Origin of the sequence: Singulisphaera acidiphila DSM 18658 (genome assembly GCF_000242455.2) — a bacterium.
Lineage (GTDB): Bacteria > Planctomycetota > Planctomycetia > Isosphaerales > Isosphaeraceae > Singulisphaera > Singulisphaera acidiphila.
Genome location: NC_019892.1, coordinates 7,357,505 through 7,382,183, shown reverse-complemented (window position 1 = coordinate 7,382,183; position 24,679 = coordinate 7,357,505). Strand labels below are relative to the sequence as shown.

The 24,679-nt window shown below is 60.5% G+C and carries 18 protein-coding genes; 8 read left to right on the top strand and 10 right to left on the bottom strand.

Going from position 1 to position 24,679, the window contains the following annotated elements; all coding sequences use genetic code 11:
- Positions 1-64 precede the first annotated feature (64 nt).
- From SINAC_RS28820 to SINAC_RS28800, 5 genes are all read right to left on the bottom strand, one after another.
- Positions 65-1,030, bottom strand: coding sequence for an exosortase/archaeosortase family protein (locus SINAC_RS28820; RefSeq protein ID WP_015249094.1), 966 nt, complete (start codon positions 1,028-1,030; stop codon positions 65-67).
- A 71-nt stretch (positions 1,031-1,101) separates the two neighbouring features.
- Positions 1,102-4,266, bottom strand: coding sequence for an FHA domain-containing protein (locus SINAC_RS28815; RefSeq protein ID WP_015249093.1), 3,165 nt, complete (start codon positions 4,264-4,266; stop codon positions 1,102-1,104).
- Positions 4,267-4,306: 40 nt separating this feature from the next.
- Positions 4,307-5,869, bottom strand: coding sequence for an O-antigen ligase family protein (locus tag SINAC_RS28810; RefSeq protein ID WP_015249092.1), 1,563 nt, complete (start codon positions 5,867-5,869; stop codon positions 4,307-4,309).
- Positions 5,870-5,890: 21 nt separating this feature from the next.
- Positions 5,891-8,125: an exopolysaccharide transport family protein gene (locus SINAC_RS28805; RefSeq protein ID WP_015249091.1), complete on the bottom strand. Its 2,235-nt coding sequence runs from the start codon at positions 8,123-8,125 to the stop codon at positions 5,891-5,893.
- A 22-nt stretch (positions 8,126-8,147) separates the two neighbouring features.
- A complete protein-coding gene (locus SINAC_RS28800; protein ID WP_015249090.1) occupies positions 8,148-9,890 on the bottom strand; it encodes a glycosyltransferase family 4 protein in 1,743 nt (580 codons plus the stop codon).
- A gap of 1,098 nt (positions 9,891-10,988) precedes the next feature.
- Between SINAC_RS28800 and SINAC_RS28795 the strand changes: the two genes are divergently transcribed.
- Positions 10,989-12,083, top strand: a complete 1,095-nt coding sequence (locus tag SINAC_RS28795) for a S49 family peptidase (RefSeq protein WP_015249089.1) — start codon at positions 10,989-10,991, stop codon at positions 12,081-12,083.
- Positions 12,084-12,230: 147 nt separating this feature from the next.
- On the opposite strand, the gene SINAC_RS28790 is transcribed toward SINAC_RS28795, so the two are convergent.
- On the bottom strand, positions 12,231-13,514 hold the full coding sequence (locus tag SINAC_RS28790) for an anti-sigma factor family protein (RefSeq protein WP_154673831.1): 1,284 nt from the start codon (positions 13,512-13,514) through the stop codon (positions 12,231-12,233).
- 65 nt (positions 13,515-13,579) lie between these two features.
- Complete coding sequence (locus SINAC_RS28785; RefSeq protein WP_015249087.1) at positions 13,580-14,185, bottom strand: sigma-70 family RNA polymerase sigma factor; 606 nt, start codon at positions 14,183-14,185, stop codon at positions 13,580-13,582.
- A 509-nt stretch (positions 14,186-14,694) separates the two neighbouring features.
- On the opposite strand from SINAC_RS28785, the gene SINAC_RS28780 reads away from it, so the two are divergent.
- Positions 14,695-15,441 carry an SDR family NAD(P)-dependent oxidoreductase gene (locus SINAC_RS28780; RefSeq protein ID WP_015249086.1) on the top strand — a complete coding sequence of 249 codons (747 nt, stop codon included), beginning with the start codon at positions 14,695-14,697 and terminating at the stop codon, positions 15,439-15,441.
- Between the two features lie 72 nt (positions 15,442-15,513).
- Positions 15,514-16,062, top strand: a complete 549-nt coding sequence (locus SINAC_RS28775; protein ID WP_015249085.1) for a hypothetical protein — start codon at positions 15,514-15,516, stop codon at positions 16,060-16,062.
- Between the two features lie 43 nt (positions 16,063-16,105).
- Here the strand turns inward: SINAC_RS28775 and SINAC_RS28770 are convergent, their stop codons facing one another.
- On the bottom strand, positions 16,106-16,657 hold the full coding sequence (locus SINAC_RS28770) for a peroxiredoxin family protein (protein ID WP_015249084.1): 552 nt from the start codon (positions 16,655-16,657) through the stop codon (positions 16,106-16,108).
- A gap of 324 nt (positions 16,658-16,981) precedes the next feature.
- Between SINAC_RS28770 and SINAC_RS28765 the strand changes: the two genes are divergently transcribed.
- From SINAC_RS28765 to SINAC_RS28745, 5 genes are all read left to right on the top strand, one after another.
- A complete protein-coding gene (locus tag SINAC_RS28765; RefSeq protein ID WP_020466916.1) occupies positions 16,982-19,729 on the top strand; it encodes a tetratricopeptide repeat protein in 2,748 nt (915 codons plus the stop codon).
- Between the two features lie 198 nt (positions 19,730-19,927).
- A complete protein-coding gene (locus tag SINAC_RS28760; protein WP_390553824.1) occupies positions 19,928-20,953 on the top strand; it encodes an SMP-30/gluconolactonase/LRE family protein in 1,026 nt (341 codons plus the stop codon).
- 19 nt (positions 20,954-20,972) lie between these two features.
- A complete protein-coding gene (locus SINAC_RS28755; protein WP_015249081.1) occupies positions 20,973-21,515 on the top strand; it encodes a DUF488 domain-containing protein in 543 nt (180 codons plus the stop codon).
- A gap of 192 nt (positions 21,516-21,707) precedes the next feature.
- Positions 21,708-22,238: a hypothetical protein gene (locus SINAC_RS28750; RefSeq protein WP_015249080.1), complete on the top strand. Its 531-nt coding sequence runs from the start codon at positions 21,708-21,710 to the stop codon at positions 22,236-22,238.
- A gap of 151 nt (positions 22,239-22,389) precedes the next feature.
- On the top strand, positions 22,390-23,199 hold the full coding sequence (locus SINAC_RS28745) for a DUF4190 domain-containing protein (protein ID WP_015249079.1): 810 nt from the start codon (positions 22,390-22,392) through the stop codon (positions 23,197-23,199).
- A 165-nt stretch (positions 23,200-23,364) separates the two neighbouring features.
- Here SINAC_RS28745 and SINAC_RS28740 read toward each other — a convergent pair whose 3' ends face one another.
- Positions 23,365-23,772, bottom strand: a complete 408-nt coding sequence (locus SINAC_RS28740; protein WP_015249078.1) for a 6-pyruvoyl trahydropterin synthase family protein — start codon at positions 23,770-23,772, stop codon at positions 23,365-23,367.
- A gap of 17 nt (positions 23,773-23,789) precedes the next feature.
- The gene (locus SINAC_RS28735; RefSeq protein WP_015249077.1) at positions 23,790-24,503 is read right to left on the bottom strand and encodes a 7-cyano-7-deazaguanine synthase; all 714 of its coding nucleotides are present in this window, start codon (positions 24,501-24,503) and stop codon (positions 23,790-23,792) included.
- Positions 24,504-24,679: the final 176 nt, after the last annotated feature.

Genomic DNA, 24,679 nt, shown 5'->3' with positions numbered 1-24,679 from the left:
TCGGAGGCCAAGCCGGTTCCGTTGTTCGCGTGGAAGAGTAGCGGAGGTCGAGCGAGGAACCGGCTCAGGAGGCCGGCGTCTCCGTAGGGACGGGGGGCCGGGTGATGGCACAGATCTGGTCAAGTACCCAGCATCCGCCTCGGAGCAACGACAGGCCGAAACCCATCATCAGCAACCCCTCGAGGGTGTGATACGTTCCCGACGCGTACTGCGGATCCACGAAGTACATGACATATCCCGTGAGGATCACGCGCGCCACGTTGGCGGTGAGGGCGATTGGAATCGCGGACGCGACGACCGCGAGACGATACCACCAGGGGCGGGACGCGAGGTAGGCCACCGCTGCCGTCAAAGCAAGGAAGCCTGTGAGTTGGCGCATTCCGCTACAGGCCTCGGCGACGAACATCTGGATGTCGCCCGGCAAGGTCATCATATTGCCTTCGCAGAGTACAGGGACGCCGGTCACGTTCATAAAGGCCGTGGCGAGTTGGCTGGCCAGCAACTGGAGCGGCGACGCGATTTTGGTATAGAGCGCGATCGGCAACGGAACCATGAAAATCAAGAAGAAGATGGCGAACCAGTAACGCCGCAGCGCTTCGGTCCCCGCCAGCAGAGCACAGACGCCGGCCACTCCGACCAGGAAGGCCAAATCTCCCAGGAACGGAATGGGGATGAGTACCATGGCCAGGCGACCGAAGAGCGAGAGGCCCAGGAGCAAAATCCCGAGGATTGTTCCACCTCGGAGTCGGACTGGCCCTTGCATGGCGGCCTGGTTGGCGAAGTAGAGGCTTATCAACGGTACGAGAAAACCATGGCTGTAGTTTTCGTCAGTCGACCATGCATGAACAAAATGCTTTATGTTTACGCCGAAGATCAAACCCAGGAGTCCGAGGCAAAGGAATCCACCCAAGAGGCGCTTCCGTTGCTCCGGGTCGGCAAAGGCCGAGGAGAGGGAGGAGCGAAGGTCTTCGGGCTTCGGGGTAAGGGTTGATGAATGTACGCAGACCGATGCAAGGGGCGTCGTCGCCATGGTCGTAATCCTTGGGGCCGAATCCGTCCTTGGGAGAGACAGGGTCGCTGTCGTTGATTTCACCTGATCGATCAGCGTTGTGCGCTGACTTTTTCGGTACGAGTTCCCGAATACCTGATGAGGTCGATGGCACGCTGGGAAATCTCGTCGTTGACGTTGTTGCCCCTGGCCAGTTCCAGGGCGGCCTGCCGGCCCGAATCATCGTTAAGCCTTCGCTCGATCTCCGCCAAATTCATCCACCAAGAACGCTTGATCGTATCGATCGGCATCAGCTCAAGCGCTTCCTGATATCGTGCCTTCGCCTCGCTCCAGCGGGACTTAAACGCAAAAGCCTCAGCCTGTGCGGCGAGGTGAAGAGAGGCCGACGTTCCCGCGAGACGCGGGGCATCGAGACGCGTCAGAACTAGGTCCAAGGCCGCGTCCGCATCAGCACTCCCGCGTTCGCGAAGCATGCGCGCTGCGGCCAGGGGAATGGACGCGAACGGCGGGAGGGCCTCTTTCCAATCCGAGAACGTCCAAGTGGTCTGCTCGGCCATGTCGCGGAGCACCCGGCCCGTGATCTCCTCGCCGGGCAGACGATATCGAAGAATCTGCGTGTCTTCGTCAAACAGAGGCGCCGGGACGCGTGACAGATCGGCCTGTGCAGCCATCTCGAGCGCACGGCGGTAGACCTTGATCGCCGCCTCTTTCTTACCAGCCTGAAGCCATTGGTGCCCGAGCCAAGTTTGGGCTTCAATGTCTTGACTCAGGCCAAGGCTAGGGAGGAAGGACGACGCTTCGTCAGTGAGAGGAGCGCGGCGAGCCAACGCGAAACGAACCTGAGCCTGGATCGGAGACGCCTGGGATGCGGCGGTGAGCAGCGCGTTGGCTTGCTCGGCATTCAAAGGATCGTCGATCGGCCGTCGATCGAAGTAGATCGACCAGAGCATGAGGTTGGCGGCCGACGATCGCCACCACGAACCCCGAGGCCGGGGAACGCTCTCGGGAACCGCTTTCACGTTGGCGCCTCCCCCTGCCAAGAGACTGGCGACGGAACCCGACCAGCGGGCATCGGCGGACCAGATGCAGGAAAGGGCGACGCCGGTCATCCCGAAAACGAGGACGGCGATCAGGGCAGGGGGCCAACCTAACCAGAGCGGAAACGTCCAGTGAGCCGGTTCCCGAGGTTCCGTAAGAATCGGTTGGGTGAGTGCCGGGCGCACGACCGGTCGTGGGGCGCCCGCTCGCTTCACACTAGCGTGATGTGACGCAAGGATATCCCGCACCGTGGGCCAGTCGCGACTCGAAGGCGTGACCGTTTCCTTCGCCGTCGAGCCACTCCCGGCCCCTGCCGACGTATCGAAAGGGACGGACCATTCCGCCAAGGAGGAAACAGCCTCGGATTGCTGAGCAGCCCCGATCGGTGGCGCTTCAAGGTGATCTGGCTCGACCGCCGGTCCGGCAAACGTGGCCTTTGGTGTTCTCGGTGGCCCGCAGGCATCGTGAACACTCGTCGTCAAGTCGACATCGGTCTGATGGAGAATCACTTCGTCCGGATCGGCGGGACTTGCATCGGCCACGAATTCGGGTGACTCAATCGGCTCCGCGAGTGTCGCAGGCGAGAGCGGCCTGATTGCCTCTGCCTCTACGCGAGTCTCGGCGGCGGCAGGCGCTTCGATGGCCGTTGCCGACTCCGTCAGAACCGGAGAGGGGTAAGGCGTGATGGCCTCGATCGGTCCAAGAGGTTCAAGGTGGACAGCCTCTTCGATGACCGTTGCCGGCTCCGTCAGAACCGCAGGAGATGGAGACGCAATGGCCTCCGCATCCGAGAAAAGTTCTTCGTGCGTCTCGGTGAGATCGTTCGTTTCGAGGGATTGGGCGGCCGGGGCCTGGTCGACATCTTCCGTGACGCAAGGCGAGGTTTCAATTTCCTCGAACGAGAAAAGTTCTTCGTGCGTCTCGGTGAGATTGTTTGTTTCGAGGGATTGGGCAGCGAGAGCCTGGTTGGCATCTTCTGCGACGCAGGGTGGGGTTTCAATTTCCTCGAACGACTCGACCTTCGCTTCGTGCGCAACGGGTGCTTCGATCACGGCTTCCGACGGCCACTCGGCGCTTGTCGTCTGGCCAACCTCGGGCGAAGGAGCAAGCCTGTTGATCACAAGGAAATCGTCAGCGATCGGCTCTGTAAACGACGGCGTTTCTGGAACAGCCGAGAGCGGCAGCGCGTGAAGCGATTCGAGGGCCGACAAATTCGGGTCGACGGGCAGGTCCGTCGCGGGAGTGATGTCGGCCCGAGTCTCGATCGAGGGAAGGTCGACCCGAGGGAGTCGAGGCGTCTGGTACGATGGCGTGTTGGGGGGAGAAATCTCAGACAGTGGAGCCGCGACCAGCGGCGATGGGTACTCAACGCCTTGCGGCATCACAGAGGTCGGGGGAAAAGTCCCAGCCAATGGAGCCGTGACCAGCGGAGCCGTGAGAGGAGGAACGGGCGGAACGCTTGCGGGAACCTCGGCGATGGAAGCACGCCGATCGACGGGAGTGATTCCTCGCCGTGCCCGGTTCCGCAGGTCCGCTGCATCCAGGGGCGCGCGACGGTGCGTCAATTCCTCCGGCGGCGTGGTTGCAACGGGCGGAGGAGGAGGAACCGGCGGGGCCGCGACGGGCGGACGGGCGCGAACACGTTCGCCGGCCGCGCGCCAGCGATTCTCCCATCGCCGTTCCTCGGGGCTGACATCGGATCGTTTCGACCGCTTCTCCTCGCGCTCTTTCCAGCGCGACACATGGTCGTAATCTGGAGCGGGCGTGGGCCGGGGAGGCGGAGCCGTGAATTCGAACAGATCGCCTGAATCGTCACGGCCACGCGGCGGCGCAACGGGAGGGCGAACCTCCTCGCGAACGACGGTCGAGGTCGTTGGCGCAGGGGTCTTGTAGGCTCGCCATTCCGGTGAGGCCGCGCCGGTCGGCCGTAGGGTGAGCCAGTGATCTCCGACCCGGAACGGAACGTCGAAAGGAAGCGGGCAAGTGGCCTCCACGGATCGGCCATCGATCCAGACGAAACCGGCGGCCCGTGAGGGCACAAGCTGCCATGTTCCCCCTCGGCGTCTCAAGCGGCATTCTTCGTCGGCCAGGTCGGGTTCGGTCAGACGGACTTCGCAATAGGATGCGCGGCCGATCCGCACCGAGGAGCCGGGGAGTTCGACGACTCGGATCGGGTCCGAGTCTCGAGCCTGGATATGTAGGCAGGCAGTTTCCGGCATCGTGGGATCAACTCCTCCTTGAAGCACGTCGAGTTGACGGCTACCCACGTTCCACGAACAGGTCGGTTCCGCCCGAAAGCCAACGGTTGCAGATCCCACCGAGGGCACTCACGGCAACGGCGACAGCGGCAAGTTCGATGGTCCAATGGACGACCGCGTATAAACTAAACCCCGCCGCTGCTCCAATCAAGCCGAACACCAACGCTCGATCAGCGGTCCCTACTCGACGCACTGCCCCTGGCAAGCGAAATAGACACCAGATCATCCCAACCAACAAGAGCGCCAAACCGACGAATCCCGATTCAACCCACCACTGCAAGAGAGTACTGAGTGCATTCGTTCGCGTTTCATCCTGTGACTTGTACGTGGGGTAGATTGAGGAGAAGCTTCCTAGCCCCGCTCCAAAGATCGGAAAATCGCGGGTCATCGCCAACGAATCCTTCCAGACCCGCGAGGCTGTCTGGAAGCTCACCGCCGAGATCGGTGCGGGAGTGTCTGGGAGCGTCTCCATAATCAGGCGAGCCCCGATGCCGCTGCCCAACCCGGTCAGGGCCAACATGGTCAAGCCGAGCCCTGCCCAGCGAACTCCCGTCGGCCAAGCACTCGGCAGGCCCACCAGAATCAGACCGAGCGCGAATGGCAAGCTCAGCAGGGGACCTGCGAGCAGCCCGACCATCAACGCGCTCGTAACCAGCAAGAGGGTCAGCAAAACGACTAACCCACTCTGTCCAGACTCAGCCAGTCGGACCGTCAACAGCGCGCGGCTTCCACGAGGCGCGATTAACTGGATTAACATCGCCAGGGCCAGCGGCAACCCGAACGAAGCGAGTGCCAGGTAGGCGTCGGGCCCTCCCATCAGTGTCCCCAACGAGAAGGGCCGGTCCGGTAACAACCGACCCCATGACGGGTGTGATGGCGATGGCCCTGTGACCGTTCGCAAGACCAGAGCATTGGGAGAGGTCATCAAGTCAGTGAGCGAAGGAGCCCACATCGGTCCGTGTCCCGGCTCGTATAAGCCGTAGAGGCCGTTGCTCCGGCCGGCGACCTGGACCACGACGAAACAGGTGTTCAAGAAGAAAACGGCGAGCAGGCAGCCCCAGATGAGATAGAGTCGGCGAAGACGGTCAGTGTAGTGCGATACCCCCCAGAAGAGGGCGAGACAGACCGATGCGCTGACGATCCATCGCAATGTAGCGGCTCGATCGACGGTGATCGGCGATCGGTTCGTTGCCGGCGGGGGAAGCTCGTATGAGGGATCGAGTTCATGAACCCGATCGGGAAAGAAGCCCTGATTATAGACCTGCTGAGAGCGCGGGGAAAACCGAGACGCGAGGGCAGGGGGCAACGGTGCAAGTTGCACAACCCCGAGCACCAGGGCGAGAAGCCCCAGCAGCGTCAGGGGACTCTTCAAGAGCGGCATTTTCCCTTCGAGAGCGATCCGGAGCAGACAGGCCATCACGAAGAGAAAAGTCAGTCCCGAAATCACCGGCCCGGCCCACCAGACTGCGCCGCCAAAGGCCAGCGTTGTGCCGACCAGCAAGGTGGCCAGCACAACGCTTAAGAGTCGATCGTTTTTAGCCTGGAGTCGTCGGCGAAGGTTCAAAGGTGCGTCTCCGGCTCAGGACTACAGCGAGGTGGCCATGGGAAGAGCGGTCTGCTCTTCGGTGGGAGCCTCCAACCCAGGAGCCGCTGGACCGCTTCGCCCCGCAATACCGCTCGTGTAGCCGTACGGGGTCTCGGGGCCATAGCTGGACCAGTTTTTGAGATCCTCGTAGAGCCCGTTGAAGACGACGCCGGCAATTACGACGTGCGACTGCTCGAGCATCGCTTTGGCATGCTGGAGTGGCCGGAGTTCCTGGGAACCCGAGCGGACGACGAGCAATGACGCGTCGACGATTCGTCCCAGCATCCGGCAGTCGGCCAGGCCGAGAATGGCGGGACCGTCGAGGATCACCCGATCGTAGTGGCTTGCCAGTCCGATCATGAGCTGACGAAGCTCGAGAGCCCCGAGAATCTCGATGGGAACGCCCGTGGTGTCGCCGGTGGGCAGGAAGTCAAGATTCGGAATATCGGTGCGAACGACGGTCCGTTGCCAGGGCAGGTCACCTCGCAACACGTCGACCAGGCCCAGGCCGGAACCGTCCTCATCCTGGTCTTGAAAGACACCGGCCAGGCTGGGCCTACGAAGGTCGACATCCATCAAGAGCGTGCGTTCACCGGCTCGGGCACAGGTGGCGGCCAGGTTGAGCGCGGTCGTGCTCTTGCCTTCGCCCGCCTTGGCACTCGTGACCAGCAGAGTGACGATCGGCCCCCGCTTATCGGTGATCCCGAGCAGGCTCGCCCGCAAGTTGCGAAATGCGTCAGCCTCGATCGAATCAGGAGCGCCGGGGGTCCAGAGGTGGCCGCCGCGATGGAGTAACGCCGAGCGGCGGATCTTGGGGATAACCCCGAAGAGCGGCAAGGTCAGCGCGGAGGTCAACTGCTCCGGCGCCTTGATCGAGTGGTCGATGTGCTCGAGAAGGCAGACCACACCAATGCCTAATCCAAAGCTGAGAATCAACGCGAAGATCATGTTCAGGGCGCGTTTGGGACGGATGGGCTGGGTCGGTTCCGCCACGCTGGCAACTTGCGTGACCGGATCCTTCTTGCCTTGCGAGATGGCACCGAACTCCCAGATCTTCTTTTCCATCTCCGCGATCTGCGTTCCCTTCAACTTGATCTTATCGATCACATCCTGGTATTGCTGATACTTAGGCATCGAGGCCTGCAAGTCGTCCAATACTTTCGCGAGTGATTCTTCTTTGAGCCGGAGATCTTCTTTCTTGGAAAGGATCAGGGAGTCATACGGGTTGACATCAGCGGCCGGTGCTGACGACTCGCTCAGAGCCTGATACTTTTTGAGCTTGGCGATCACACCTTCGAGCTTCTTGGCAGCGTGGATCACCGCAGGATCATGGTCGTAGTTGCGAACTTGGCCTTTGTAGGTGCGAAGCTGGTCACCCAGCTTCTCTCGTTGCGACTCAAGCTCGAACATCTGGGGGCCGTAGCGATCGGTCATGCCCTGAGTGCGCGAGTTCGGAAAGAGATACGCCTGCTGACTGAGATCTCTCAGATCGTGCTGATCGCTCACGATGCTCGAAGCGATCATGTCATATTTCCACTCCATCATGTTTTTGCCGCTCGGACCGATCACCTCCGAGTTGTGGAGCATGGCGAAAACAGATTTTGTGAGTTCATTATGCTCATTTTTGAGTACCGACAAGTAGCCGTCCGCAGACTGCTTGGCATTGTCGATTTTCAGGTTGATCTCATCGCTGGCCTGATTTTTGAAGAAATCGATTAGGAGTTGGAGAGACTTCGAGATCCGTACCGGATCGCGCCCCTCGAGCGTCACAATATAATGGTTAGTCCCCTGAACCGGCCGCGTTTGGATCGAGGAGACCAATTCGTCGGCCGCGTCTTCCGATGCCCCCGCGCCATTGGTCAAGCTGGGATCATTGACGACCAGTTCGGCCAGCCTCGGGCTGCGAAGCATGGCGAGCCGGTTGGGAGCATAAGTTTCGGTGCTCTCGTGGGGTTGGTTCCCTACAGTGGGCGAGACCAACGACGAAAGGACGGGGTCAAACTCCGGTGCGACGATCGCAATCTGTGTCTTGGCACTGTAGATGTTAGGCTGATAGGCGATTGCGATTCCGCAGAGAATGCTCAACGGTACACTGATCGCCAGAACAAACCATATCCGGCGGCGCAGCGCTCGGAGATAGTCAGAGGCCGATTTTCCGGCTGGGCTGTGGGGCGCGGGATTCTGCGTGCTCGAAGAGCGAGGCGGCCCGGCATACCCTTGGATTGTGCCATCCATGATGGTTCCTGCTCCAATAAGATTATTTGTCGCCCAGAGTGGAGTGGTGGACCACAGGTCGGACACTCCATCCCAACGTCATCCGGAGCCAGTTCAAAGAGACGCGTGTCAACGATGGGGTGGTTGAGATGGCAAGCACCGGCGAGACTTGCGACGAGAGGCGGGGGCCGTTGGAAAATGGCTCCGAGGAAGAGGCGTGCCCCAGCGATCCCGACGTCGCTTCACCCCGATCGTGGCTTTCTTCTTCCTGGGTCAGCAACAACCGCTCGATGCGTTCGGCCGTGGCCAGAGACAATCGCTGAAGGAAGCGGAAGGCAATGTCGGCCGCGGTCGAGGTCTCCGACGTCTGATGAAGTGCGACGGTCAGAAGCAGGTCCTTGCCACTTGAGAGTCGGAAGACTGCGGACGGCCCCGACAGCGGCGCGGATACTGGCAGGGAGGCACTTTGAGCTTCCTCTTCGGCGAAGATCTCGTCACCGTTACGGGTGCAGGAGATCCGCTCGACCTGGCAGCCGAGTTCATGAGCCGTAGCTTCCAGGAGCGTTCGGATCGCCGCGACGTGCTCGCAGAGTTCGATGCGCTGAATCGCTTCCCAGGTGAGCTTCGCAGCGGCTCGCTCCTGGCGTCCCCGTGCGATCCTTGCTTTGAAATCACCGCGAAGGTTGGCGAACTCGTCCATACGGCTGGTGAGGATCAGCAGAAAGGCGAGGCAACCCGAGAGCCCGAGAATCAGCGCGAGCATCTCATTCTTGAGGCAGACCCCGAGGAGCACAACGCCGCAGAGGAACCCCGAGAAGCAGTAGAGCAGGAGGGCGGCCTGCCTTGGATTCAGCCCGAGTCCAATTAAAAGGTGATGAACGTGACGCCGATCGGCCGAACTAAGAGGTAGGTTTCGCACCCAACGCCTGAAGATCGCCATGGCCGTGTCGGAGATCGGCAGCCCCATTGCAAGGATCGGGAACAGGATCGAGATCGTTGAGGGGCCTTTCAAGGATCCTTGGACCCCGATGATCCCAATCAAGAGACCGATCAGCAAGCTCCCACTGTCCCCGAGAAAGATACAAGCGGGATGCCAGTTGTAGAGCAAGAAGCCGGCCAGACTGCCCGCCAGCGCGGCCGCCATGATCGCGACACCCACATTCTGGTTATGGATCGCCACCAAGGTCAGTGTGCCGCTGACGAGCAGGCCAACACCCGAGGCTAATCCATCCATCCCGTCGATGAGATTCCAGATGTTCATGCAGGCGAGGAACCAGAGCATCGTGACGATCAGGCTGGGAATGGAGACGGACAGAGGCATACCGGCCATCGACAGATCGATAACCGGCCCATCCAAATCGATGGCCATTCCGAGAATATCGAAACGCTGGATGCGAATTCCGCCAGCGAAAAGAATCAAGACGGCAAATGCTTGGCCGGCGAGTTTCATCCGAGGCGCGATGGAGCGAGTATCGTCGACGAACCCGACCATCAACACAATCAGGCCAGCCAGGAAGACCGCCCACTGGCAAGCCCACCATTCCTGGACGCCAGGCCAGTCGTTCAAATAGCCACCATAGCCCACGAGCATGATGGCGGAGGCCAGGCCAAACGCCAGCCCCAAGCCACCGAGCCGAGGCGTTGCCCCTTTATGGATCCTGCGGAACTGGTCTGGACGGTCAATTGCGCCGGCCCAGATCGCGATCCGCGTCACCAGGGGAGTGGCCAAGACGCACCCCATGAACGCAACCGCGAAGATCAGCAAGAAAGAGTTGGAGATCATCATGGACGGGACTACCCTCTTCGCCCTCGATCAAATGTCCGCCCGATAGTCATCCATCGGGAATCGCCCGCCAGCGTGCCAGCAATCGTGCGCGCTGTGAGCACCCGAGCTAAGCCTGATTATGGCGCCGAAAGCCGTTCGGGTTGCCCCGCACGCCTCTGACGCGCTGAACCGGCGAGCCAGTCGGACTTCACACGATGTCGAGAGCACGACCTAGGCTCGACCTTCACACCGGGATCTTCGCAGAGCCGAGGCGAGAACGTTTCGACCGGCCAGGACGAGGCCGCGAAGCTCCTTGCGGATGATCGCGAGAAACCGTAGCCGGAAGGTGGGAGAGGGCGAGTTGAGCAGGACCGACTCTTGGAGCAAGCGCCAGATTTCACGATGATGACTCGTCTTCCTTGACTCAATCGGGCGTATACCGCCCTGTTGTCCATCGAGGGCGGAGCTTTCCTGGTGCGAAAAGTATCAAGGTTTTGTCTGCGCCGGTCAAGATCGTTTTTGGTTCGCCCCCTACCTCCGCTCCTTGCCCCGCCCGATCGGGCGGAGTTTCACGCAATCCTACCCCAAAATGGCTCCTTCCTAATGCCTCTTCAGACCGCCTTCCGCCTGCTGGCGAAATCACTTACGAATCCGGACATCGGGTCTCGGTGAGACGCCTCGCGGTACATTCTTAAGGCAAGTTTCAGTATCGGTATCCGGACCGTTTCGCCACCCAAGCGATTCTGCGTCGCTCCCCTCCCGGCGAGCCCGCCGTCTTCAAACGACTCCCAAAAAAGTCGCGTTCGCTACTTTACCAGGAGCTTCAGGATTCGCTTTAATAGGCCGGCTTGGGTTGTGGGACCCGACCGACAATCCTCATTAAATGTCGGAGGGGGACTCTGGTCCAGCTCCCGACTTTTTGAGAGTGGTCCGAGTTCTCTGTCCTCAACTGGTCTGAAACGTTGATTCTCCATCCGATGAATTTTCACGAGGGCGAGTGCGGTTGAAAACGGTTTCGCGGCGAAGTTCCGGTGTGATTGTGCCGATTAAGCTAATGAACGCGATTGTCTCGACGCGATGAGGGTTGGGCGTGTTCCGGATTAGCAAGGATTTTCCCCCATGCGCTGGAAAGGGTGCCCGAGGACGAACCAACATCGAGTCTGGATCCTTTTCGCATGCGCGATCGCGTTGTCGGGGTGTCACGCCATACCGATCGCGGGCAAGGTGGACGCCAACGCCAACGTGGCGGCGAACTTCCAAGGGACAGTCGACGTCCGTCTACCGACGGCGACCGATCCTGGACCGATGATCCCTGTCGTGGTTCGCCGTGCCGCTGCGGGTTGCGAGGCGTCTCGCATCGTCATTGTCGACGTCGACGGGCTCTTGTTGAATCAGAATCTCACCGGGATCTATTCCGTCGGTGAAAACCCGGTCTCGGCGTTCCGGGAAAAACTCGAGATGGCGGCGGGAGATCCTCATGTCCGTGGGGTTGTTCTTCGCGTCCACAGCCCCGGTGGGGGTGTCACGGCCTCCGACATCCTGGCCGAGGAATTACGGCGCTTTCGTCAGACCACGGGCAAACCGGTCGTCGCCTGTTTGATGGATCTCGCGACCGGCGGTGCCTATTACCTGGCCGTCGGTTGCGACCGGGTCTTCGCGCTCCCCACCTCGATCACGGGGGGGGTTGGAGCGCTGATTAATCACGCGAATCTCGAAGATGCGATGGCCCAGCTCAACCTCCGTGTCGAGCCGGTGAAGGCGGGTGAACTCGTCGATATGGGGTCAGTGGCCGCGCCGCTCTCGGAGGAAGCGCGGGGGCTCTTCCAGGATATGGCCAACGGATTTCGTGACCGCTTCGCGTCTCGGGTCGCTCAATACCGACCGACGATGACCGTCGAGGATCACCGTTTGATTGCCGACGGCCGGATCGTCGCCGCGCCTCGCGCCCTCGCCCTTCACATGGTCGACCAGCTTGGGTATGTGGATGATGCGATCACCGAGGCCGAGCGATTGGCAAGTGCTCCGGGATCGGAAGTCGTCTTCTTCGAGAGGGCCGGGCATCCCACTCGATCGATCTACTCGATCGTCCCGAACGTTCCACTCCAGAGCGAGTTGATTCCATTCAGTTACCCTGGCCTAGAACGAAGCAAGCTCCCGACTTTCCTCTATCTCTGGCAACCTGACCCGACGATTACAAAACTCAGTGGTCGTTAGGGCCGTCAATTTACAGAGGGCCCACGGAAAGAAAAAAAATCAGGGGACACACCCACCGGGCCTCCAATCCTGTTTGTCAGGAACAAGGAGCCAACCGGAACTCTGCCCCCTTCATCTCCACAGGTCTCAACGAAAACTGGATTCAAGTCAGCGCCGGCCCTTCTGAACGGGATTGCGCGTCGTCACCCAGACCAGAACGACCGAAGTCGGCCGCTGGCGGGTCTTGTCAGGCGACTGCAAGTTCGGGGGAATCCCAGGCGTCGTTTCAGAGGCCGCGTCTTCGCTCGCAACCGGCAATGAAGCGGTCGGGTTCATGGACTTGGCGGATGAAGGCCGAGGACCACTCAACTCCCTTTCGGGTGAAGGTTTCGCGACCGCCAAATCGTCGGACGAGACGGGAGGCCGGGGCGGAACTTCAGGAACGGGAATCCCATCGAATTCGGGACTGGAACGATAAATCACGGCCTGATTCTTGGGAGGAGTGTGCGTCCGGATCGCCGTCTTCAGATCTTCGTTCACAGGAGGCGGTGACAGAGCGGTCGCTCGAGAGCCGGACGAGACGGCGATCTGTCCGATTCCTGAGAGCTGGGTCACCACGACAGGGTCAGGGGCGACTTCCTCAAACTGGGTCGGAAAATCGAGTTTCAATCGATTTCGGAACTGTTCAACCTCATTCTGATCCATCACGAGTGCAAAGACGGTCGCCTGGTTGGGATGCTTGGGATCGATCACGATCCCCTGGCTCACCGTGATCTTACCGAAGAGGGGATCGAGGCGGGCCGTGTCTCGGACAAGACCTTCCACTCGGCCGGGCACGTCGCCCCCGATCTCGTCCACGACGATGAAAACGTGCTTCAGGTCGGGACTGTCGAGAAGTTTACGGATCCGCATTTGCTCGCGGTCGTTTTGGACCTCGGTCTCGTCGCGTCGCGACGCCACCGGGAGGTGCTGGGGAACGACCGAAGGCGCGTCGGAATGATGGGCAACCAACGCGTCCGAGGGCCTCGCCTTAAGCTGAGAATTAGGGGGCGGTTCCGTCTGCGGCGCTCTGACGGCAGCGACAACCACCGGCGGAGGAGCCGAAGCCGGAGGGACCGGTTGGGTTCGGCCGGTGAGTAAACCGAGGCCGACGGCCAAGACGACCACAGCTGCCGCGGCCAGCCCGATTCTGGTCAGTGGCGAGTGTCGGAGGCGGGATGTAAGCGAGTTCCGCATGCGAGTCCGGGCCCGTGCCAAGATCGCCGAGGAGAGATCCTCGTGGAGCGTCAGTCGCGGCAAGTTCGCGACAAGGTCGCGGACCACGGTCAATTGACGCAAGTGCTCGGCCAAGGCCGGGTTGGAAAGCAATGCCGACTCGACGCTCGATCGCTGCTCAGGATCGAGCTCACCGTCGAGATAGGCGGACAGGAATATTTCGTCTTCGGTCTTCATGGTCACTCGGCGGGTCAGGGCCAATCGGGCATGGGCCTCGTGCCCCCCATCACGTCTCGTCAGTCTCATGGCGAATGATGCGAAGATTGGCGAAGCTGGGCATCTTCATCGACCAGGCTTCGGAGCCGATCACGCAATTCGCAACGAGCCCGGTGCAACCGACTTCGGACCGTCCCAATCGGAATTTCCAGCATCGCGGCGATCTCTTCATACTGAAGTCCGTCGAACTCCTTCATGACGACGACCGCCCGATGGTCGGCCGCTAAAGCGTTGAGAGCGTCCTGGATCATCCGGTCTCTCTCTGCCCGTTGTAGCGGAGCCGACGGGTCGCTCTCGGCCACGTCGTAAGCAGGCTCGATCGAAGCGGAACCCGAGTCGCGGTTGAGCCGAAGCACCGGTCTGCGGCGACGACGTCCGGACAAGGCCAGGTTGACCGCGATCCGATAAATCCACGTGTAGAACAAACTCTCGCCATGGAACCGATCCAGTTTCTCGAAAGCGCGCAGGAATGCATCCTGCAACAAGTCCCTCGCTTCATCTGCGCAGCCGGTCAAGCGGAAAATGGTGGGGTAAAGTCGATCCTGGTAACGGGTAACCAGGACGCCAAACGCCTCCGTATTTCCCGCGCGACAAGCGTCAATAAGGGACTTGTCGTCGTCACACCCGGACATCATTATCCTTGGACGCCGTGGCTTCGAGAGAGTTCCAAAAGAAAGCGAGATTTGCTGGAGGTATGAAATCCGAAAGGCGCGATTCGGTCTGGGGCGACGGAAGCAACGCTCGGATAACGTCTCAGGGTGCCTTCGTTGAGGTTTCCCATCAGATCGCCCTGCACCGATCGCCTGACATTTCCCCTCTTTTGATCCTATCAGACCGCGCTGGTTCTTGAGAACCACCTCATTACGTCCTTGAACGCACATTGGTTCCAGAGAACCTGACCAGAGGCGAGGTGGCATCTTAATTCTTGCTTTTAACGGACGGGAAAATCGTCTCGAGGTTTCCAGGCGAGACGATGTGGCCGATGGTTTCCCAGCGTGCTATGGTGACTGGACTTCACGACGACCCCAAATGGGGCGTACTGGAGGTGTCGAACCCTTTTCAAGATGAACGGAGAGCCGTTTTGCCGGGTCGATCGGACCGCGACATTTCGGTCTCCGCAGATCCTCTGAGAGACGAAATGATGGCGGATTTCTTTGATCTCTCGGGCCAGGTCGCCCTGGTCACGGGGGCAGGGCAGGGGATCGGCGAAGGAATGGCTCGCCGGCTTCATCGGGCCGGCGCTCGGATCGCCGTTTTCGACGTCGATGCGAATCACGCATCGCAGGTCGCAGGCTCCCTCGGGGGGCTGGCGGTCGTGGGTGACGTCACCTCGGAGTCTGACGTGGCCCGAGCAGTCGAACGTGTCAGGGAGGAACTCGGCCCCGTCTCCATTCTGGTCAATAACGCCGGCATCACCGGACGGACCGACCTGAGTTGGAACCTGGCCCTCGAGGACGTTCGGCGGGTCCTGGACGTGAACATTCTCGGCCCTTTCCTCTTCTGCAAAGCGGTCGCGCCGGGAATGATCGAGCGCAAATATGGTCGGATTCTCAACGTCGCCTCAATCGCGGGCAAGGAAGGGAACCCCACCCTGCTCCCTTACTCCGCTTCGAAAGCAGCGGTGATCGCGATGACCAAGTCGCTCGCCAAGGAGCTCGTCGGTCGGGGAGACTTGACGGTGAACGCGATTGCACCGGCCGTCATCCGAACGCCGATCCTCGAGGGGATGGCGCAGAGCACGGTTGACTATATGCTTTCCAAGATCCCGATGGGCCGTACCGGGACGATCGAAGAGGTCGCCGCGCTGGTGCACTTCTTGGTAAGCTCGGAAGCGAGTTATACCACCGGACAGTGTTACGATATCAGCGGCGGCCGAGCGACGTATTGACCTAACCGCGCCTGCCGTCTTCGGGAGACGGAGCGGCAGGACGTTTCGACCTGAATGCGCAAGGGACGTCGAATGTCCGAGCGATACTGGCTTGTCCATCCTAATGGCGGGCGCCAACTCATCGACCCGCGCCAGTTCGACGTCGAGCGCCTGGCCGAACAGGTCCAGCAGATTGGGGGACGCCTGATCGTCGAACCGGATGCGTACCGTGAAGCCAACGTAGAGCCCTCAGTGGCTGCGCCGGCGCGGCGGTTCGAGCCGCCGATCTCGGCTCTCGGACCGCTCTTTTGCGACCGGTTCGCGAAGATCTATCGCTGCCAGTCCGACTACGAGCTTGAGATCAACGTCAGGCCGACCACGCGCGTCCTGGGGGGTTACTACAAAACGCGTAAGCTTGTGCGAATCTATTCGCACGATCGCCAGCTCGGGCGTCGGCCGCTCGACGAGCTCTTTGACACCTACCTGCACGAAATGGCGCACCACATCGAGTATACGGAGCCGGACTCCTACCATGCCGCCGCCTGCGGTCGCGTCCCCGGGCGGATGCACAGCCGGCTCTTCTGGAAGATCCTCGGTGATTTGAAGTGGCGCTGGGCTGAGCTCCAGCGCCGTGGCGATTGACTACCGACGGTCGGACGACGTTCCGACTTCTGGGACCATCAAGTCACTTGGACGTGAGACCAAGAGCCTTGACCTTTGCGGCAACGTCCTGCCCCGCGCTCTTGGTCTTGATCTCCTTGTCGATCTCCTTGATCGTGCCTTCCTTGTCGATGTAGTAGGTCCACCGGTTCGCGAAACCACGCGCCGGATTGATGACCCCGTAGGCTTGTCCCACGCTCTTGGTCGGATCGCTCAAAATCGGGTAATCGAGGCCCAGCTTCTCGGCAAACTTCTTGTTATCCTCGGGGGTATCGACGCTGGCCGTGAAGTAAGCCACGTTCAAGGGCTTGAGGGCATCACCGTTCTCTTTCAGTGACTTGCACTCGATGGTGCATCCAGGGGTATCAGCCTTGGGGAACCAAGCGATCACGATCGCTTTCTTGCCCTTGAATTGATCGAGCGAATAGGTTTTGCCATCGGTCCCCTGCAGCGAGAAATCGGGGGCCTTGTCGCCGACCTTCAATTCCTCGGCCTGCACGGCCGCCGCGCCTGCCAGGGACATGGCGCATGCCAAGGCCAATCCCAATGCGGGAACTCTACCGATAAAATGACTCATAACGACCTCCTCAAAGGTGTGAGTGGATGGTAGGCCCATTTCCCCAAAGGCCCAGGGGCATCCAGGGAAGGGTGTCGAGCGTAGCAGCGGGAACCTGAGAATTCAACGACATGTTCGGTTCGCCTGCGGCATCAAACCCAACGTCCGACTCGACCCTGCACCTCCCACTCGGGTAAACTGACGGGGGCCCAATCCTGCGTCCCCCATCCCAAGTCGAGGTGTTCGCCGATGTCTTCGGAGAGTCCGCCGGCGCGAAAGACTAGGTCCAAGCCGGCCCTAGCCCCTTTAATCGACGAACCACCTCCGCTTCCGACCACTCTCCGCGTGCTCGACTGGATCCTGATTGCGTCCTTCTTGGAGCTCACGTTCCTGCTGGGCGTTTTCCCGCTCAAAGACACCGATTTCTGGTGGCACCTTCGGACCGGTGACTGGATTCGCCAGCACCACACCGTGCCGACCACCGATCTCTATACGTTCACCGTGTCCGACCATCCTTGGGTCGACTTGCACTGGGGCTTTCAAGTCGTCCTGAGCTGGGGATACGCATACGGCGGGGTGGTTGCACTGAACCTGGCCAAGTGCGTGATCACCTGCTTCGCAATCCTCCTGGTCATCACCGCCAAGAAACGGGACTGGCCCGTCTGGGTCATGCTGCTGGGCTGGATGCCCGCCTTGCTTGTCCTGAGTGGTCGGATGTATGTTCGCCCCGAGACGTTCACTCTCCTCTACCTGTGTGCCGACCTGGCGGTACTCTTCCGTTGGGACAAACACCCCAGGCTCGCTTTTCTGCTGCCGATCGTTCAGGTCGCCTGGGTCAACTCGCAGGGGCTCTTTGTTCTCGGCCCCATCCTGATTGGGTTTGCCCTCGTCTCCGCGATCTTTCGGCCGGGGGCGTTCGCTCCCTCGCGAACGCGTTGGTGGCGCACGGTCGGGATTGCGACGCTCTTGACGGGCGCAGCCTGCCTCCTCAATCCCTATGGGTTGAAGGGAGCGCTTTACCCCCTCCAGCTCTTGCAGACGATGGGGAATCCCATCTTCTCGAAGTCGATTGCCGAATTGACCCCGATCCCTGAGTTCATCAAACGGAATGTGGGCTGGAACAACCTACCGCTTTGTCTCCACCTTCTGACCATCATCCTTGGCGCTTTGAGCTTCGTGATTCCGATTCTCTGGTCGGTTGTGGCACGGACCTCGTCTTCAATTCCACAGTCCGATCCGCAACTCGACCCGCCTGCCCGAGGATCGTCGAAGAAGGATACTTCCAAGTCAAAACGGAAAACGGCAAAACGGACGAAGGAGGCTGAAGAGCTTCCTCAGGGGCGAGTGCGTGACTGGTCGATGACGCTCTTCCGGTTTCTCTTGTTCGCCGCCTTCTGCCGGTTGAGTTGGCAGGCCACGCGAAACAGTCATCAGTTTGCAGCCGTGGTGGGCACGATCACCGCCTGGAATTTCGCGGAGTGGGCGGCTGCCATCAGTCGTCGCCGGCCCAGGATCGAGGGCGAGTCGCTCGCCCCCTTCATCCTCCCAAGGTTGGCAACGCTCGGATGTATCGCAGTGGTGTTTGCGATCGTCGCCAGCGGCCGACTCTACGCGTGGGCCGGCGAGGATCGACGGATCGGGCTGGGAGAGGAACCGCTCTGGTTTCCACACGAGGCGGTCAAGTTCGCCGGGAAACCGGGCATGCCCAATCGCTTTCTCAGTTTTCACGACGGCTACGCCGCGCTCTACGACTACTACCACGGCGCGGAGCGAACTCCTGGCCTGGAACGGAAGGTGTTCGTCGATGCCCGACTCGAGGTGATCGGGCCCGACTTGTATGAGCGTTATCTCAACCTGCAAAGCGAGATGGGGGGGATGAAGGAATCGTCGAGTTGGCCCGCCCAACTCGACCAGATCGGGCGGCCCGTGGTGCTGGCGGGACATGCCACCAATGCCATGATCGGCGCCAATATGATGACCACACCGCACTGGCGCTGTGTCTGGTTCGATTCCATCGTGGGCGTTTTCGTCCACGATGCGAATGCAGAGATCGTCCGTGCCAATCAGGTGGATTTTGCCGCTCGCCATTTTCGACCTGCCTCGGCGACGATCCCCCAAGGGATCGATGCGTTCGTCGCCTCCGCCAAAGCCATCTGGGCCTACGCCGGCGTTTTGCAAGCGCATCAGCGATCCGACCTGGCGAGGCCGATGATACTCCTGGGCCTTGACTATGCCAGGCGGATTCAGCAGGCCGACCCCGATTCGCTGACCGGCTGGAAATTGATCGGTCAAATCGAGGCGGCCCGCGAGCCCGCAGTAGAGCCGTCGAATCGAGTGCAGAGATATCGACTCCCGTTCGATCCGGTCTTCGACCTCTCTGCCGTCCGTGCGACCTATGCACTTCGACGTGCTCACCTGGCCGCTCCGAACGATTTCCTCACATTGCTCCTCTTGAGCCAGCAGTACCAGGATCGGCGGATGAACGAGGCGGCGGCCCCGTTGCACGAGCGTCTCATCGGACTGCGGCCGATCAACCTGAACCAGGCTGAAACCCAGGCCAAGTCCGCAAATGAGCTCGCGCAACTTCGCGAACAGTTAGGTCAGGAGATCAGCTCGGCTTGGGAGAACCTGAGTGAGCTTGACCGGATCGTCGCCTCGATGCTCGCCACGGGTCGAGCCGGCGGAGCGGCCGACCTGCTCGAGCGGGCCTATCCCAGCGAATCAAGACCGTGGGAGGTCACCGATCGGATTGCGACCCTCCGCCTTCATCTCGGAGAAGCCGAACAAGCCCGCGTTCTCTGGCAGAAGGCGAGTGCTCCGCCTCGCCCCGCGATCCGTTCGGCCCGCGTCGCGGTGAGTTACTTGGTGGAAGGCCTGTTTGACGAGGCTCGCCGTCATTATCAAGACGCGCTCCGCGACGAAGCGGACCTGTTCGAGGCCCACTATGGTCTGGCCGTTCTTGAAGAAGACGCAGGCCGCGCAATCGAGTCCCTCCGACATGCTCGCCAGGCGGCCGAGCATGCACCGAATGAGGTCGCCAAGGCGGCCGCCCAAGTGATCGTGACCGAAACCCTTCCTTTTGCCGAACTCTGAGTTCTTCGTCCTACGCCGGGTTCGGTCGGAACGAGACCGAACCCGGCGGAATGACTGGGCTCACTACCTCGAAATCCTGCGGTTGGCCCGGGAGATGATTGTCAGCGACTTGTGATGGGGCTAAGTTCAGGCCTTGGCCTTCACAAATCGGTCTTCGCGACCCGGCTCTTCCCGCGGGGTAGTATGCTCATGAATGCGATCCGGCTACAAATCGGCGTTCTCTCAGCCTGGACCGTCCTCGGACTGTTATGCCTGAACGCGCCGGCGGACGAGAAGAAGGAATACCCTTCACTGGGCACGATCGAGCGAAAGGATCCGCGCCTCGATCGCCTGGTCCCGAGCGAGGCGAAGATCGAGCGACTTGCCGATGGCTACGACTGGTCCGAGGGACCGGTCTGGGACCGGCAAGGTCGATATCTCCTGTTCTCCGACGTCCCCCAGAACAAGGTCTTTCGCTGGAAGGAAGGGGAGGGGGCGAGCGTTTTCCTCGAGCCCAGTGGGTATACAGGTTCCGTGGCGCGCGGAGGTGAACCGGGATCCAACGGGTTGGCCATGGATGCTCAGGGACGGCTTATCCTTTGCCAGCACGGGGACCGCTGCATTGCTCGACTCGAACCCAACCGCAAGTTCACGGTCCTCGCCGATCGCTACGAGGGCAAACGATTCAACAGCCCCAACGATGCCGTCTTCAAGTCGAATGGTGACCTCTACTTCACCGATCCCCCTTACGGTCTCCTGGGCAAGAATGACGACCCCAAAAAAGAGCTGCCTTTCAACGGGGTCTTCCGCCTCGCCAAGGACGGCAAGGTGACACTTCTGACCGACAAGTTGACCTATCCCAACGGGATCGCCTTTTCCCCTGACGAGAAGACGCTCTACGTTGCGAACTCCGACCCGGAGCAAGCCCTCTGGATGGCCTATGACGTGAAGGAGGACGGCACGCTTGGCGCAGGAAAGGTCTTTTTCGACGCCACGTCGTTGGCCAAGAACAAGGCCTTGAAGGGATTGCCCGACGGCCTGAAGGTCGACCAGTTGGGGAATCTCTTCGCAACAGCCCCCGGCGGAGTCTTCATCTTCAGTCCGGATGGCACCCACCTGGGAACGCTCGCGACCGGAGAGGCCAACGGCAACTGCGCCTGGGGCGACGATGGCTCAACGCTCTACGTGAACGCAGATATGTATCTCGCCCGGATCCGCTTGACGACCAAGGGATTGGGCTTCTGAACAAGCCGAAGAGGAGTCGATGACGCGGGAAATCTGGACAATCGGCCATTCCACTCGGAAGCTCGACGTCTTCGTCGGCCTCCTTGAAGAGTGGTCGATCAGTCAGGTCGCCGACGTCCGTCGCTTCCCTGGATCCCAACGCCACCCGCAATTCAATCGCGACGCGTTGGAGGACAAACTCAAACGTGTCCACATCGGCTATCGCCATCTCGGGCCCTTGGGTGGTCGACGCCACCAACGAAACCTCGATTCGCCGAACAACGGTTGGCGAGTCGAGGCGTTCAACGCTTATGCCGATTATATGACGAGCGCCGAATTCCAGGATGGTCTGGCCGCCCTCGTTTCGATCGCTGAAACCTACCGAACCGCCTTGATGTGTTCCGAAGCGGTCCCGTGGCGTTGCCATCGACGGCTGATTGCAGACGCCCTGATCGTTGCTGGCTGGACGGTCTGGGACATCATGGGGCCATCGCAGGTGGCACAGCATTGGCTGACGGAGTTCGCCCGCATCTCTGAGGCAGGGCTGACTTATCCTGCGGAACCGCTTTTTCCGCCCGACTGACAATCGACGCAATCCTCATCAAAGTGAGGATCGACCGAGCCCGCACGAGTGATGGACAAATCGCTCGATCCGACTGATCGCGGCCTTCCCCCTGCGCCGATGGAATGAATTGGCAGCCGACTGTTCCTCAACTTGGTTGGGTTGGGGTTCGTCCTGCGCACGATCACCTCGCCGATGGGAAGCCCACCACCGATGCCTCCGAAACGTTCCGGGACCAAGGCGACCTCGAATTCGCCCGCGGGCAACTCCACGTCGCCACAACTCGTCAATGCTCTCCTGCTGAGCGCGGCGGTCAGCTATGGCCTTTACATGCTCGTCCAGCGAGGAAAGGTCAGTTGGCCCCCTCATGATCTACTGGCCGGTATCTATACGCTCGCGGGCTGCCTCGCGCTGGTTGGGCCTGTGGTGTTGGCCCGGGTTGATTCCGGCGAGCGCGGGCTTGGTGAATTGCTCTGGATGACGGGCGGACTCTTGCTCTGGGTGTTCAACGCCACGGCAGTGGCCCGCGGTTCTTGGCGGATGCAGGCCTGGGCCACACCGCTCGGGTACGAGGCGATGGGCATGACGATGCTGGCGGTTCTCCTTGCCGGCTGGCGATGCCGCCTGGGGAGTCGTTCTTGGTCGTGGACCAACGTGACCGGATGGATCCTCGGTCTCTTTTGGGTGGCCATGGCCTTTTCGACATTCATGCCCGCCCGATTCCCGGGGCTCGCGTCGCGCTGAACACTTGACGCTTAACTCAGGTCTGATTAGCCTCAAAGACGTCAGGTCCGTCGGCCAGCTCGCGGATTCTTTGTCGAATGCTTTTTCTCCCGCATCTGGTCGAACCCAATCCCGACCGGACCGTTGAATCCCCGCCGCAGGAGTTTTGAACGTGGCGCTCGATCAAGATCAGAAACCATTCGCGTCAATTTCAGCGCCGATCTCGGGCATTGATAATGAAATTGCCGCTTATCGAGCGATCAGCCCGGCAGCGATTCTGAGCTTGATCTGCGGGGTACTGGCGGTGCTCTGCTTTACGAGTTGGTTCTTTCTCGCGTTCACGATCGCCGCGATCGTTTTCGGCCTCAGCGCAGAGCGGCGAATTCGTCGTGATCCTGAGATCTGGACCGGAAAGAAGATGGCTCAGGCCGGAATGGCGCTTGGCCTCGTCTTCGGCCTGGCCGCAGTGACGAGCACCTTGGTCCAAGATTTTCTCCGCTCGCGAGGCGCGGGGCAATTTGCATCGCAATATGCCGAAGTCTTGAAAAAAGGAAGAATCGAGGACGCGGTGTTCTATACGGTCTCTCCGCTCGCCCGCGAGGGGAAGAAGCCGGCCGAGATCTTCAAAGAAATCACCGCCCAAGCGCAGCCCGGCATGCCCAACGAACAGCTTGCCTCGCTTCGAAACATTCAAGACCGGCTTACCAGCGGGCCTGGCGAAGAAATCGCCTTTGAAAGAATCGAGGGGCATGGGCTCGAGGGGATGAATCCCTACGCTTCCGCTCTGTACGTGCTTCGCGGTCCGGGAAACGAGAAGTTTCCTGAGAAGGAGCAGTACGCCTTGATCTTTATCAAGGGGGCGACGATCAAAGGGAAGACTCAGTGGTGGGTCGAAAACTCGAAATTCCCCTACGAACCCTCCACCTATGTCCACAAGGCCAAAGCCAAAGCAGGCGAAGAAGGGGATGGCCACGCGCACTAATGGGTGAGCCGAGGAATGAGGAGCGTACCAACGGCTTCCAGTTACCGCAGCTCTTCCAAAATAGATCGGCTTGCCGTCCTGCAAAAACGGGCATGGCCCACCATCCCAAAAGTGGTGGACCATGCCCCCTTTGCCATAGGACTTCAACGTAAGGGCGGATGAAGGTCAAGCGGGGGATGAATAGGCGGCATAACACTTCTCCGTTTCCCAGAGAATCACCTCAACCACCGGCAGCCCTTCGTCGGCCGTACGCTCGAAGATGAGTCGGGCGATATTCTCGGCCGTCGGATTCGCGTCCATTACGAAGACGCGCTCACCTTGCTCGACCAGGACAGGCAGAATCGGATCGTCCCGGCAGAGAAGCATGTTGTGGTCGAGGTTCTCGTCGATCCAACGCTGAACTTTCTGCTTGATCTCGACGAAGTCAACCAGCATGCCCCGTGCGTCGAGCGATTGGGCTTCGAGCACGATCACCGCTCGGCCGTTGTGCCCGTGCAGATGCTTGCACTTCCCCTCATAGTTGAGCAAGCGATGGCCATAACAGAATGCAATCTCGCGCGTCACTCGGTACATCGTGTGATTCGTCTCGTCTAAAAGTGAGATCCGACGGCCATTCCCATTGAGCCGTCAGGAGGAGGCGCGGCGTAATTCGTTGGATCGGGAAAGCACGCGTCGCGAAACCCGTTGCGACGCTCCGCACACTTGTTGCATCGCCCACAGTGCTGGCCGTCCACCGGACTCAGGCAGGAAAAGGTCAGCTGCAAGGGAAGATCGAAGCCTCGCTTCAACACTTCGTCCTTATGCATGCGATCGAACGGTCGCAAAATCCGCAAGCGGCCGTCCATCGCCTGATTCACGGCCGCCTCCATCTGTTCAAAGAAGGTCGGCGTACTATCCGGAAATGGATTGGTGCCAAGACAGCCCAGGGCAAGACGCTCGACATTCCGCAGCCGACACCATACCGCCGCTTTGGAAAGAAACAGCAAATTGCGACCGGGCAAGTAAACCGCCGCGTCGGGCGAGGAGGCGTCGGGAACGGCGATTCCCTCGACGCTCCAGTGCCGACCGTAAACACTGGCCACCGGCTCGTCCAGAATCTCGAGAGGGCAGAGTCCCGGACGCTCGACCGCCTGGAGGTAACGCCTGAGATAGGCCAGCTCAACCTCTTCCCAACGAAGCCCAAACCGAACGTAGAGCGGGTGAACGCGACCGAACTGACGGAGCAGATCGACGCAGAGAATTGCGCTCTCCAAGCCGCCGCTAACCAGCACAGCGACCTGGGGGATCGCGCCAATGTCGGACATCGTCTCGTTCCTGTCGGCCGGTGTGACGTCATCTGCGACCTGCGTCCGACGCGACCGAACGACGCCTCAGGCCGACCGAAGCATTCTAAGACGCTCCTGGCTGGAGGGAAAGTGGATCACGCAACGGATCGAGGCCATGAGACCCCCTCAGAACAAGGAAGCTGTCGCACCCGATC

Excerpts from the sequence above, each read along its gene's own strand:
- SINAC_RS28820 (WP_015249094.1), bottom strand. The coding sequence starts at position 1,030 with ATGGCGACGACGCCCCTTGCATCGGTCTGCGTACATTCATCAACCCTT.
- SINAC_RS28815 (WP_015249093.1), bottom strand. The coding sequence starts at position 4,266 with ATGCCGGAAACTGCCTGCCTACATATCCAGGCTCGAGACTCGGACCCG.
- SINAC_RS28805 (WP_015249091.1), bottom strand. The coding sequence starts at position 8,125 with ATGGATGGCACAATCCAAGGGTATGCCGGGCCGCCTCGCTCTTCGAGC.
- SINAC_RS28800 (WP_015249090.1), bottom strand. The coding sequence starts at position 9,890 with ATGATGATCTCCAACTCTTTCTTGCTGATCTTCGCGGTTGCGTTCATG.
- SINAC_RS28795 (WP_015249089.1), top strand. The coding sequence starts at position 10,989 with ATGCGCTGGAAAGGGTGCCCGAGGACGAACCAACATCGAGTCTGGATC.
- SINAC_RS28790 (WP_154673831.1), bottom strand. The coding sequence starts at position 13,514 with ATGAAGACCGAAGACGAAATATTCCTGTCCGCCTATCTCGACGGTGAG.
- SINAC_RS28785 (WP_015249087.1), bottom strand. The coding sequence starts at position 14,185 with ATGTCCGGGTGTGACGACGACAAGTCCCTTATTGACGCTTGTCGCGCG.
- SINAC_RS28780 (WP_015249086.1), top strand. The coding sequence starts at position 14,695 with ATGGCGGATTTCTTTGATCTCTCGGGCCAGGTCGCCCTGGTCACGGGG.
- SINAC_RS28775 (WP_015249085.1), top strand. The coding sequence starts at position 15,514 with ATGTCCGAGCGATACTGGCTTGTCCATCCTAATGGCGGGCGCCAACTC.
- SINAC_RS28770 (WP_015249084.1), bottom strand. The coding sequence starts at position 16,657 with ATGAGTCATTTTATCGGTAGAGTTCCCGCATTGGGATTGGCCTTGGCA.
- SINAC_RS28755 (WP_015249081.1), top strand. The coding sequence starts at position 20,973 with ATGACGCGGGAAATCTGGACAATCGGCCATTCCACTCGGAAGCTCGAC.
- SINAC_RS28750 (WP_015249080.1), top strand. The coding sequence starts at position 21,708 with ATGCCTCCGAAACGTTCCGGGACCAAGGCGACCTCGAATTCGCCCGCG.
- SINAC_RS28740 (WP_015249078.1), bottom strand. The coding sequence starts at position 23,772 with ATGTACCGAGTGACGCGCGAGATTGCATTCTGTTATGGCCATCGCTTG.
- SINAC_RS28735 (WP_015249077.1), bottom strand. The coding sequence starts at position 24,503 with ATGTCCGACATTGGCGCGATCCCCCAGGTCGCTGTGCTGGTTAGCGGC.